Raw genomic sequence first — 12,265 nt, forward strand, 5'->3', positions numbered from 1 at the left:
AGCTTCGGCTGTGCTGCGCCCGTCACGAATATTTCCGCCAGCTTCGCCCGTCGCGCCGCAGCAACTCGTCGGCGCAGGCCGGCCCGTCGCTGCCGGCTTCATAGGTCTCGATGCCGTTGGTGCCCGCGCTGTTCCAGGCGTCCAGGAACGGCTGCACCGCCTGCCATCCGGCCTCGATGCCGTCGGCGCGCTGGAACAGGATGTTGTCGCCGATCATGCAGTCGTAGATCAGCGTCTCGTAGCCGGTCGAGGGATCGGCCCGGAAATAATCGCCATAGCGGAACTTCATCTCGACGCCGTCGATGGTGACGCTCGGCCCCGGAATCTTGGCGTTGAACTGCAGCTCGATGGTCTCGGTCGGCGCGATGCCGATGGTGAGGTAGTTTTGCGACAGCCGGTCCACCGTGGTGCCTGAGAACATCGACAGCGGCGCCTGCTTGAACTTGATCGCGACTTCGGTTCGCTTGTGGCCGAGCGCCTTCCCGGTGCGCAAATAGAAGGGAACGCCGGCCCAGCGCCAATTGTCGATCATCAGCTTCAGCGCAACAAAGGTCTCGGTGGTGCTGCCGGGCTTGACGTCCTCGGTCTTGCGATAGTCCGGGATCTCGTCGTCGCCGATACGCCCTGCGAGATATTGCGCGCGCACCGAATTCCTCAGCGCTTCCTCCGGGCTCGGCTGTTGGATCGACGTGAGCACTTCCGCCTTCTCGGAGCGCACGGAATGCGCATCGAATCGCGCCGGCGGCTCCATCGCGACCAGCGACATCAGCTGGAACAGATGGTTCGGCACCATGTCGCGGAGCGCGCCGGTGGCGTCGTAGAAGCCGCCCCGATGGCCGACGCCGAGCTTCTCCTCGACCGTGATCTGGATGTGGTCGATATGGTTGCGATTCCAGATCGGCTCGAACATGCCGTTGGCAAAGCGCAGCACCAGGATGTTCTGCACCGTCTCCTTGCCGAGATAGTGATCGATCCGGTAGATCTGGTGCTCGTCCATGATCTTCAGCAGCTCGGCGTTCAGCGCCCGCGCCGAGGCGAGATCGGTGCCGAACGGCTTCTCGATCACCAGTCGCCGCCAGGCGCCGTTCTCTTTCGTCATGCCGGTACGGCCGAGCTCGCGCGCGGTCGGTGCAAACGCGGCCGGCGGGGTCGCGAGATAGAACAGGCGGTTGCCGCCGGTCTCCTGGGCGCATTCCAGCGAATCCAGATGTTCGCGCAGGCGATCGAACGAGGGCGGGTCCTTCGGATCGGCCTCGACGAAGGTCACGCATTGCAGCAGCTGTTTCGCGATGACGTCGTCGACGGGCCGCGTTGCGAACTGGCGCAGGCCCTTCATCAGGCTGTTGCGCAGCTCGTCGTCCGACTGGCCCTTGCGGGCCACGCCGACGACGCAGAACTTTTCCGGTAGCAGGTGCTCGGCGGCGAGATTGTAGAGCGACGGCATCACCAGACGGTGAGTGAGATCGCCGGTGACACCAAAGATGACGAAGGCGCAATTTTCCGGCTTGCGCTTTGCTTGCGGGTCTTTTGTCACGAACTGTCGGCCTTCGTTTTGTTGCGCCTTACTTGGGCTTCGCTGCGCCCGGCTGCTTCGGCTCCTTGTGGCCGCCGAATCCCGCGCGCATCGCGGAAAGAATTTTTTCGGCGAAGGTGTGGTCCTTGCGGGAACGGAAACGCGTGTAAAGTGCCGCGGTGAGGACCTCGGCCGGCACGGCCTCGTCGATCGCCGCATTCACGGTCCAGCGTCCCTCGCCGGAATCTTCGACAAAGCCGGAATATTCGGCGAGCGCCGGACTGTCGGCGAGCGCGGTTGAGGTGAGGTCGAGCAGCCAGGACGGGATCACCGAGCCACGCCGCCACACCTCGGCGATGTCGGCGAGATCGAAGTCGTAGCGGTGATCCGCCGGCAGCGCCTCGATGTTGGCATTCTTGAGAATGTCGAAACCTTCCGCATAGGCCTGCATCAGGCCGTATTCGATGCCGTTGTGGATCATCTTGACGAAATGGCCGGCGCCGACGGGTCCGGCATGGATGTAGCCCTGCTCGATGCGGGGATCGCGGCCCTCGCGTCCTTCCGTGCGCGGAATGTCGCCGGCGCCGGGCGCGAGCGCAGCGAAGATCGGATCGAGGCGGTCGACGACCTGCTTCTCGCCGCCGATCATCATGCAATAGCCGCGGTCGAGGCCCCAGACACCGCCGGATGTGCCGACGTCGACATAATGGATGCCGCGCGCCTTCAGTGCCTTGCCGCGGCGAACGTCGTCCTGCCAGAAGGTGTTGCCGCCGTCGATGATGACGTCGCCGTCCTGCATCACGCCCGCAATCGTCTCGATCGTCGTCTCGGTGATGTGCCCCGCAGGCAGCATCACCCAGGCGGTGCGGGGACGCTCGAGTTTCGAGATGAATTCCTCGAGCGTCGCCGAGCCGACTGCGCCGTCGGCGGCAAGGCCAGCGACGGCCTTGGCGTCCTTGTCATAGACCACGGTCGAATGTCCTTGGCGCATCAGGCGGCGAACGATGTTGCCGCCCATCCGGCCGAGGCCGATCATGCCGAGTTGCATTTGCAATATTCCCTTAGTTCAGTGCGTCGTTGAGCGCCGCATTGAGGGCCGCAAGACCCTTCTTGAGCCCGCCCTTGAGATGGACGCGCAGCGCGCGCCGGCCGCGTTCGGTGAGCACGTCGAAATCGCCGCGCGCCTGCGCCGCCTTGATCACACCGAAGCTCGCCTTTTGGCCAGGCACCGGAAGATCCTTGGCATCGTCGGCCGTGATCTGAAGGAATACGCCGCTGTCGGGCCCGCCCTTGTAGGCCTGCCCGGTCGAGTGCAGGAAGCGTGGCCCGAATTCGGCGCAGGTCGCGACCTGACGCTTCTCGCGCACTTCCAGTCGCATGGCCTGGAGTGCATCGATCGTGATCTTGTCACGTGCGATATAGCCGAGCAGGGCGACATAGTCGCCTTCGCCCGAGCGGGAGAGATGCGCCTTCAGCCAGGAAGTGAGATCGCCATTGGCGCCGGCGGCGCGCAGCGCCGTTGCGTTGGCCTCGTCGGTGTAGAGATCGGCTTCATCCGTGCTGACCACCGGCTCCTCGGTCGGCAGCGCGCCGGTCTTCTCGAACGACGCGGTGAGCTCGCGGGTCTTGATCTTGGCGGCCTCCACGTCCGGCTGGTCGAACGGGTTGATGCCGAGGATCGAGCCCGCCACCGCGGTCGCCATCTCGAAGCGGAAGAACTCCTGGCCGAGATGGTCGATCGACTTCATGACGATGCGTACCACGGGGTGGCCGGCCGCTTCGATCGCGGCAAGCTTGGAGTCATGGGCAGCGTCCGCCTCGCCCTCGATGCGGATGTCGATGAAGAAGCGGTCGTTGCCGTAGACTGAGGGGTCGCCCAGCGGCTCGCCTTCGATCGGGATCAGGCCCTTGCCCTCCTTGCCGGTCGATTCCGCGATCAGCTGCTCGGCCCAGGCGCCGAAATCGGTGATCTTCTTAGACGACAGGATCGTCACCTTGTCGCGGCCTTCGAGGCCGGCAAGGCCGATGGCGAGGCCGAGCTGCACACCCGGATTTTCACTCGGCGGCACATCCGGTCCACAGGAACGGGCCATCGCAAGCGCATGCTTGACGAAGGTCTTGACGTCGATGCCTGCCGTTGCCGCCGGCACCAGGCCGAACGGCGAGAGCACGGAGTAGCGTCCACCGATCGAGGGCTCGCCATGGAAGATGCGGGCGTAGTTGAGGCTCTTGGCCGCCTTCTCCAGCGACGAGCCCGGATCGGTCACCGCGATGAAGCGATGGCCGGTCTTCACCTTCGGCCCGACCGCCTTGGCAACCTGCTCATGAAAATAGTCCTTCATCGCGTTCGGCTCGGTGGTGCCGCCGGACTTGCTCGACACGATGAACACGGTGTTGGCGATGTCGATCCTGGCTTCCATCGCCCGCACCTGCGCCGGATCGGTGGAATCCAGCACGTGCAGCTTCGGGAAGCCCGGCTTCTTGCCAAAAGTCTCGGCCAACACCTCAGGGCCGAGGCTCGATCCGCCCATGCCGAGCACGACGGCGTCGGAGAATTTCTGGCCCTTCACCCGACCCGCATAGTCCTCATAATCGGCCACGTCGGCCTTGGCTGCGCTGTCGAGCCAGCCCAGCCATTTGTCCTCGTCCGCGCCGGTCCACACCGACTTGTCGCGCTGCCAGAGCCTGCGGATCTTTGCCGATGCGCGCCATTCCTCGGTACCCTTGGCCACGGCCTTGCCGAGCCCGTCGCCGAGCGAGAGCAGCTGGCGGTCGATCGCGGGCCCGAGCACGGTTGTGCGCTTGTGGGCAACCGCGCCATAGAGCTTGTCGGCGGCGTCGGCGAACAGCTTGACGCCGTCCTTGACCAGCTCCTCGGTGATGGCGTCGAGCGAGATGCCGGAGCGCTCGAGCTCTTCCAGCACGCGCCTGGCGTCATCGACATTCTCTTCAAGGCTGTCGCGCGGCTTGCCGTGGTCGCGGAACGCGTCCAGCGTCGCCGGCGGCACGGTGTTGATGGTGTCGGGGCCGATCAATTCTTCGACATAGAGGACGTCGCTGTAATCCTTGTTCTTGGTGCCGGTCGAGGCCCACAGCATGCGCTGCGGCTTGGCGCCCCTGGCCGCGAGCTTGTCCCAGCGCGGACCCGAGAACAGGCGCTTGTAGTCCTGGTAGGCGACCTTGGCGTTGGCGATCGCGACCTTGCCCTTGAGCGCGGCGAGCCGCTCCTTCTCGCTGGGATCGTTGGCGCGGGCGATCTTCTCGTCGAGCTGCTTGTCGACCACCGAGTCGATGCGGCTGACGAAGAAGCTCGCCACGCTCGCGACGTGAGAGGGATCGCCGCCGCCGGCGACGTGTTTTTCGAGGCCGGCGATGTAGGCTTCGGCCACCTCCAGGTAGACCGTCTTGGAAAACAGCAGCGTGATGTTGATGCTGATCCCGTCGCCGATGAGCGTCTCGATCGCCGGCAGGCCCTCGGGCGTCGCCGGCACCTTCACCATCAGGTTCTTGCGGCCAACGTCCTTCCAGAGCCGCCGCGCTTCAGTGACCGTGCCTGCGGTGTCCATGGCGAGATAGGGCGAGACCTCCAGGCTGACATAGCCGTCGCCACCCTTGAGGCGGTCATAGACCGGGCGCAGCACGTCGGCTGCGTTTTGGATGTCCTCGACCGCGACGGCCTCGAACAGGTCGGCCACGGCCCGGTCGCCGCGCTTCAGCGCCTTGCCGATCGGGGCGTCGTATTCGTCCGAGCTGCCGATCGCCTTCTCGAAGATCGAGGGATTGGAGGTGACGCCCTTGACGCCGTCGGTGTCGATCAGCCGCTTCAGGTCGCCCTTGGCGATGAAGCCACGAGCGAGGAAGTCCAGCCAGACGGCCTGGCCGTGCTTTTCCAGTTCTTTGACGGGATTCATGATGCTTATTTATCTCCAAGCCTGCGGGCGAGGGGTTTCCGCGCCGGTCCTGACGCGCTATCCTCTAACTTACATGCTCCCGGGAGGGAACCAATCAAGGGTACAGGCGTCATACCCTCCAGTGTAACTCCGTCGCGATCATGGCGATCCGGACGGGAGTAGCCCTTGTTGCGTAAAAAGTCGCGGCCGAAGGTTCGGCCGGGTCTCGTTGCGTAACGTCGGCCGCTTCGTTTTGTGAGCCAGTGGCTGCGTGGAGTGCCATCAGCGGATTGCGGTCTGTCTGGTGTATCGTGGCTCGGCCGCGAATGGCCATGCTGGGGGAAAGCATGCAGGCTCAAAATGACGGTGTCGCCTTCGCCGTCGCCAACAGTCCGCCGCCGGTCGCGCCGGCCGGATGCGTAGACGCATCGCACGATCTCGAAATCGGTCCGTGTACGACCTCGCTGCGACTGCTGGTCGCGGCGGGCTTTGCGATGACGCTGCTCAGCGCGAGCCTCGCCTTCGACTGGTGGGATGGTCTTGGCGAGTACGACACGATGGTCGGATTTGCCGGCGTCGTGATTTTCGCCCTGGTGACCATCCGGCTGATCTGGATGCTCCCGGCCAAGCGGGGAGCCGTGGTGGTGGTCACCCCCTACGGCATCCGTGATCTCCGCATCGGCAATGAATTTCTGCCGTGGGATTCGATTGCGGAGATTTCGGCTGAAGAATGCGGCGGCCACAAGATGATCGTGCTGACGCCGACGCCGGGCTTGCAGCGGCAGCTCTACAGCATCCGCACCTTGGCCGGTTGCGCGCAGGACGGTCGCATCGTCATCCGGTCGGAGGGCCTGGCGGCCGATTTTGATACAGTGTTGCGCGCTTGTCGCGACTGTCACAATGCTGCCGGCAGTCCGCGCGCCGCATTGCAGCAGGAAGATGACCGCGGCACCCAAGGCGGCGCTCAAAGCTTCGCCGTACAAGCGTCATAAGATCGCCGCTCGCGGATCGCTATGCTGCGGTGCCGGATGGACGCATCCCCGGTAACGCCCGGATGTTGCGACCAAGTGACAATTTCTGGAAATGAGCCAATATAGACGGAGATTCGCACAAATTACGGGCAGGTGCCTGTTCGTAACTCAGCGACTGCCTACGTTGTGCGTTGCGTCGTGTTGGCACCCGGGTGTCCAATGATCGTCATGTGCTCACGCTGATTCGAAACGGCCTGAGGAACGGTCCGGTAACTGCTTTCGTTTCAGCTTGTAGCGGAACTCACGCGGAGAGGGATCATGTATAACGATTCTCTATTCAACGCTTTCGCTCGGTCGTTCGAGGCGAGAAGCCAGCACGACATGTCGATGGCGGAATATCTGGAATCGTGTCGAAGCGATCCCATGAAATACGCGAACGCGGCCGAACGACTGCTAGCAGCGATCGGTGACCCCCAGACGATTGACACGGCCAAGGACCCACGCCTTGGCCGTATTTTTTTGAACCGCACGATCCGCACCTATCCGGCCTTCGCCGGCTTCTACGGCATGGAAGAAACCATCGAGCGCATCGTTGGTTTCTTCCGCCATGCGGCGCAGGGCCTCGAAGAGCGCAAGCAGATCCTCTATCTGCTCGGACCGGTCGGCGGCGGCAAATCCTCGCTCGCCGAGCGCCTGAAGTCGCTGATGGAAGTGCATCCGATCTACGTGCTCAAGGCCGGCGACGAGCTCTCGCCCGTGTTCGAGAGCCCGCTCAGCCTGTTCGATCCGGATAACCTCGGGCCGATGCTGGAGGAGAAGTACGGCATTCCGCGCCGGCGTCTCACCGGCCTGATGAGCCCGTGGTGCTACAAGCGGCTCGAAGCCTTCGGCGGGGACATCTCGCAGTTCCGCGTCGCCAAGATTCAGCCGTCGCGGCTGCGCCAGATCGCAGTCTCCAAGACCGAGCCCGGTGACGAGAACAACCAGGACATCTCCTCGCTGGTCGGCAAGGTCGACATCCGCAAGCTCGAGACCTACGCGCAGAATGATCCCGACGCCTACAGCTATTCCGGCGGCCTCAATCGCGCCAACCAGGGCGTGCTCGAGTTCGTCGAGATGTTCAAGGCGCCGATCAAGATGCTGCACCCGCTGCTGACCGCGACGCAGGAAGGCAACTACATCGGCACCGAGAATATCGGCGCCATTCCCTTCACCGGCGTCATCCTCGCGCATTCCAACGAAGCGGAGTGGTCGAGCTTCAAGGCCAACAAGAACAACGAGGCCTTCATCGACCGCATCTGCGTGATCAAGGTGCCGTACTGCCTGCGGATCACGGAGGAGCAGAAGATCTACGAGAAGCTGATCCAGGGCTCCGAGCTGGCGGCGGCGCCTTGCGCGCCCTCGACGCTGGAGACGCTGGCGCGATTCTCGGTGATGTCTCGCCTGCGCAAGCACGAGAATTCCACGGTGTTCGCCAAGATGCGGGTTTACGACGGCGAGAGCCTGAAGGAATCCGATCCGAAGGCGCGCAGCGTCCAGGAATATCGCGACGCCGCCGGCGTCGACGAGGGCATGGACGGTGTCTCCACGCGCTTCGCCTTCAAGATCCTGGCTGCCACTTTCAACCACGATCCGCAGGAAGTCGCCGCCGACGCCGTGCACCTGATGTACGCGCTGGAGCAGTCGATCAAACGCGAGCAACTGCCGGAGGAAGTCGAGAAGCGCTATCTCGAATTCATCAAGGCGGATCTCGCGCCGCGTTATGCCGAGTTCATCGGCAACGAGATCCAGAAGGCCTATCTGGAATCCTACTCGGATTACGGCCAGAACCTGTTCGATCGCTACGTCGACTATGCCGACGCCTGGATCGAGGACCAGGACTTCAAGGATCCCGACACCGGCCAGCTGCTCGATCGCGAGCTTTTGAACCAGGAGCTGACGAAAATCGAGAAACCGGCGGGCATCGCCAACCCCAAGGACTTCCGCAACGAGGTCGTCAAATTCTCGTTACGATCGCGGGCCCAGAACGGCGGCAAGAATCCGACCTGGACCTCCTACGAGAAGATTCGCGACGTGATCGAAAAGAGGATATTCTCCCAGGTCGAGGACCTGCTTCCGGTCATCTCCTTCGGGTCGAAGAAGGACGGCGAGACGGAGAAGAAGCATGGCGAATTCGTCGCACGCATGGTGGAGCGCGGCTACACCGAGCGTCAGGTTCGCCGGCTCGTCGAATGGTACATGCGCGTGAAGCAGGCCGGTTGAGGCGGAATGGGAGGCGAATGGTAAAGTGCCCATTCACATTATTGACAGGCGCCTGAATCCAGGCGGCAAGAGTCTTGAGAACCGCCAGCGGTTCTTGCGTCGGGCCAAGTCCCTGGTGCAGGGCGCCGTCAAGAAGACCTCGCAGGAACGCGACATCAAGGACGTCCTGGAGGGGGGGGAAGTCACGATTCCCCTCGACGGCATGCACGAGCCGCGCTTCCGCCGCGAAGGCGGAACGCGCGACATGGTGTTGCCCGGCAACAAGAAGTTCATCGAGGGCGACTATCTCCAGCGCTCCGGCCAGGGCAGTGCCAAGGATTCGGGCCCGGGCGAAGGCGACAGCGAGGACGCGTTCCGTTTCGTGCTGAGCCGTGACGAGTTCGTCGATCTCTTCCTCGACGATCTCGAACTGCCGGATCTTGCCAAGCGCAAGATCGCGCATACCGAGAGCGAGGGCATTCAGCGCGCCGGCTACACCACGTCGGGCTCGCCCGCCAACATCTCGGTGAGCCGGACGGTGAAGCTCGCGCTGGCGCGCCGTATCGCGCTCAGGCGTCCCCGCAAGGAGGAGATCGAGGAGCTGGAAGCCGCGATCGCCGCATGCACCGACGAGGACGAGCGTGAGGTGCTGCTCGCCCAGCTGGAAAAGCTGAAAGCGAAGACCAAGCGCATTCCCTTCATCGATCCGCTCGACATCCGCTACCGCCGCTTCGAGACGGTGCCCAAGCCCGTGGCGCAGGCCGTGATGTTCTGCCTGATGGACGTGTCGGGCTCGATGTCCGAGCACATGAAGGATCTCGCCAAGCGCTTCTACATGCTGCTCTACGTGTTCCTCAAGCGCCGCTACAAGCATGTCGAGATCGTTTTCATCCGCCACACCGACCGCGCCGAGGAGGTCGACGAGCAGACCTTCTTCTACGGTCCGGCCTCGGGCGGCACGCTGGTCTCCAGCGCGCTGCAGGCTATGCACGAGATCGTGCGCGAGCGTTTCAACCCGTCGGACTGGAACATCTATGCCGCGCAAGCTTCCGACGGCGACAATTCCTATTCCGACGGCGAGCTCACGGGCATGCTGCTGACCGACAAGATTTTGCCGGTCTGCCAGTTCTTTGCCTATCTCGAGGTTGGGGAATCAGGCGGCAGCGCCTTCGATCTCTCCGACTCATCGCTCTGGACCCTCTATGAGCGTCTGCGCAACAGCGGCGCACCGCTCTCGATGCGCAAGGTCTCGGAACGCAGCGAGATCTTTCCGGTGTTCCACGATTTGTTTCAGCGTCGCGAAACTGCCCAGGAGAAGGCCGCTCCATGACGGAACGATTGTTCGAAGGCGCGGATTGGGATTTCCACACCCTGCAGCGCATCACCGATGCCTGCGAGGAGGTGGCGCTGAAAGATCTCGGGCTCGACGTCTATCCGAACCAGATCGAGGTCATCACCGCCGAGCAGATGCTGGATGCGTATTCGTCGGTCGGCATGCCGCTGTTCTACAAGCACTGGTCGTTCGGCAAGCATTTTGCGTACCACGAGGCGTCCTATCGCAAGGGCCTGATGGGGCTCGCCTATGAGATCGTGATCAACTCCTCGCCTTGCATCTCCTATCTGATGGAGGAGAACACGGCGACGATGCAGACGCTGGTGATCGCCCACGCCGCTTTTGGCCACAACCACTTCTTCAAGAACAATTATCTGTTCAAGCAGTGGACCGACGCCGACGGCATCCTGGATTATCTCGACTTCGCCAAGACGTATGTCATGCAGTGCGAGGATCGCTACGGCCGCGTCGAGGTCGAGCGCACGCTCGATGCCGCGCACGCGCTGATGTCGCACGGCATCGACCGCTATCCCGGCAAGAAGAAGCTTGATCTGCGGGCCGAGGAGAAGCGGGCAGGGCGCCGCCGTCAGCACGAGGAGGAGGTCTTCAACGACCTCTGGCGCACCGTGCCCAAGGGCGCTGCCAAGAGCCGGACCGCGCTCAGCATCGAGCGCCGCCGCAAGCTGCTCGGCCTGCCGCAGGAAAACCTGCTCTACTTCCTGGAGAAGAGTGCGCCGCGCCTGGCACCGTGGCAGCGCGAGCTGCTGCGCATAGTCCGCCACATCGCGCAATATTTCTATCCGCAGAGCCAGACCAAGGTGATGAACGAGGGGACGGCGACCTACGTCCACTATCGCATCATGACCAAGCTGCATCAGCAGGGCCGCATCAGCGACGGCAATTTCCTCGAGTTCCTGGGATCGCACACCAACGTGGTGTTCCAGCCCGAATTCGACGATCAGCGCTTCTCCGGCTTCAATCCCTATGCGCTCGGCTTTGCCGTGATGCAGGATATCGAGCGCATCGTCACCCGACCGGAAGATGAGGACCGCGAGTGGTTCCCTGACATTGCCGGCAAGAACGACGTGATGGGCGTGCTGCGCGACGTCTGGGCCAACTATCGCGACGAAAGCTTCATCGCGCAGTTCCTGAGCCCGAAGTTGATGCGGCACTTCCGCATGTTCCACCTGCATGACGATCCCGAGGAGCGCGCCGGTATCCGGGTCGATGCCATCCATGACGAGCGCGGCTTCCGCCGCGTGCGCCGCGAGCTGGCGCGGCAGCACGATGTCGGCTTCATCGACGCCAATATCGAGGTGGTCGACGTCGATCTCTCCGGCGACCGCCGCCTGATCCTGCATCATCACGTCATCAAGGGCTCGCAGCTCAACGAGACCGATGCCAAGCGGGTGCTGCAGCATCTGGCCGATCTCTGGACCTACGACGTCGCGCTGATCGAGGTCGATGCCAACGACAAGGTCATGCGCGAATACGTCGTCAGCCCGCGCCCGATCCCCGCCGCGGTGGCGTGAGGCGGTCGGCTAGACCGAACGCCTGATGAGCGCCCCGACCCGCGCTCCGAAGCAGGTGCGTTCCCTCCACCCTTGTGGGGCAGGGAACGGAGAGAGCGTTGCTGCCGCCGAATTCGATCTTCAGCTCATCATGCTTTCTTCTTCGCCGATTTCTTCTTGCTCACATTCAACTCCACCGCCGCGCGGATCAGCGCCTTCAATGCCTTCTCGTCGATCTTCTCGCCTTCGCGAATATCGATCGCGCGGCGCACATTTCCGTCGAGGCTGGAATTGAACAGACCGGCCGGATCCTCCAGCGCCGCGCCATTGGCGAAGGTCATCTTCACCACCGCCTTGTAGGTCTCGCCGGTGCAGATGATGCCGTCGTGCTCCCATACGGGAACGCCGCGCCATTTCCACTCCTCGACCACATCAGGATCGGCCTGCTTGATCAGGCCGCGAATCCGCCCCAGCATCTCGCCGCGCCAATCGCCGAGCTCCTTGATCCTGCCGTCGATCATTTTGGAGGGCGACGGCCCATTCGCGCCCTTTGCGCCGCTCTTCTTCGCCATCGCCTTCTTCATGATCTCGCCTCGCGTCGCACGCCATCGCGCTGGTCGAGATAGGGCTTCGCGAACAGATAGAGCCCGGTCGCGAGCAGCGGGATCAGCGGGACCAGCGCCAGGAAACCGATCCAGACGGCCTGGACCTGCATGGTCATCGCCACGATGTTGGCGATGACCGCGAGCGTGAAAGCCATCGACAGCCAGCGATGAATCTGCCGAACCCACATATGCGTGCTCACT

General features: G+C 63.2%; 9 protein-coding genes. 4 read left to right on the plus strand and 5 right to left on the minus strand.

Annotation, left to right across the window (positions count from 1 at the left end):
• Positions 1-22 precede the first annotated feature (22 nt).
• Genes zwf through MOV75_RS03800 form a run of 3 tightly spaced genes read right to left on the minus strand, consistent with a single transcriptional unit; the run spans position 23 to position 5,424 of the window.
• Entirely contained in the window at positions 23-1,534 is a 1,512-nt protein-coding gene (zwf, locus tag MOV75_RS03790) for a glucose-6-phosphate dehydrogenase (RefSeq protein ID WP_246918853.1), read from the minus strand.
• A 28-nt stretch (positions 1,535-1,562) separates the two neighbouring features.
• A complete protein-coding gene (gene gnd / locus MOV75_RS03795) occupies positions 1,563-2,561 on the minus strand; it encodes a phosphogluconate dehydrogenase (NAD(+)-dependent, decarboxylating) (protein ID WP_246918851.1) in 999 nt (332 codons plus the stop codon).
• Between the two features lie 13 nt (positions 2,562-2,574).
• A complete protein-coding gene (locus tag MOV75_RS03800; RefSeq protein ID WP_246918849.1) occupies positions 2,575-5,424 on the minus strand; it encodes a bifunctional transaldolase/phosoglucose isomerase in 2,850 nt (949 codons plus the stop codon).
• A gap of 305 nt (positions 5,425-5,729) precedes the next feature.
• Here MOV75_RS03800 and MOV75_RS03805 point away from each other — a divergent pair, with 305 nt between their 5' ends.
• The 4 genes from MOV75_RS03805 (at position 5,730) to MOV75_RS03820 (ending at position 11,480) form a co-directional block, all read left to right on the plus strand.
• On the plus strand, positions 5,730-6,395 hold the full coding sequence (locus MOV75_RS03805) for a hypothetical protein (RefSeq protein WP_246918847.1): 666 nt from the start codon (positions 5,730-5,732) through the stop codon (positions 6,393-6,395).
• Between the two features lie 297 nt (positions 6,396-6,692).
• Positions 6,693-8,636, plus strand: coding sequence for a PrkA family serine protein kinase (locus MOV75_RS03810; protein WP_246918845.1), 1,944 nt, complete (start codon positions 6,693-6,695; stop codon positions 8,634-8,636).
• A 31-nt stretch (positions 8,637-8,667) separates the two neighbouring features.
• Complete coding sequence (locus MOV75_RS03815) at positions 8,668-9,945, plus strand: YeaH/YhbH family protein (RefSeq protein WP_246918871.1); 1,278 nt, start codon at positions 8,668-8,670, stop codon at positions 9,943-9,945.
• Positions 9,942-11,480, plus strand: coding sequence for a SpoVR family protein (locus MOV75_RS03820; RefSeq protein WP_246918843.1), 1,539 nt, complete (start codon positions 9,942-9,944; stop codon positions 11,478-11,480). Before MOV75_RS03815 ends, MOV75_RS03820 begins: the two co-directional genes overlap by 4 nt.
• Before the next feature lie 128 nt (positions 11,481-11,608).
• Here the strand turns inward: MOV75_RS03820 and MOV75_RS03825 are convergent, their stop codons facing one another.
• Together MOV75_RS03825 and MOV75_RS03830 are read right to left on the minus strand one after the other, a co-directional pair.
• Positions 11,609-12,043 (minus strand): DUF1801 domain-containing protein, encoded by a 435-nt coding sequence (locus MOV75_RS03825; RefSeq protein WP_246918841.1) that lies wholly within the window; start codon positions 12,041-12,043, stop codon positions 11,609-11,611.
• The gene (locus tag MOV75_RS03830) at positions 12,040-12,264 is read right to left on the minus strand and encodes a hypothetical protein (protein WP_246918839.1); all 225 of its coding nucleotides are present in this window, start codon (positions 12,262-12,264) and stop codon (positions 12,040-12,042) included. The genes MOV75_RS03825 and MOV75_RS03830 overlap by 4 nt, the downstream gene beginning before the upstream one ends.
• Position 12,265: the final 1 nt, after the last annotated feature.

The organism is Bradyrhizobium sp. PRIMUS42 (assembly GCF_023006515.1).
Taxonomy (GTDB): Bacteria; Pseudomonadota; Alphaproteobacteria; order Rhizobiales; family Xanthobacteraceae; genus Bradyrhizobium.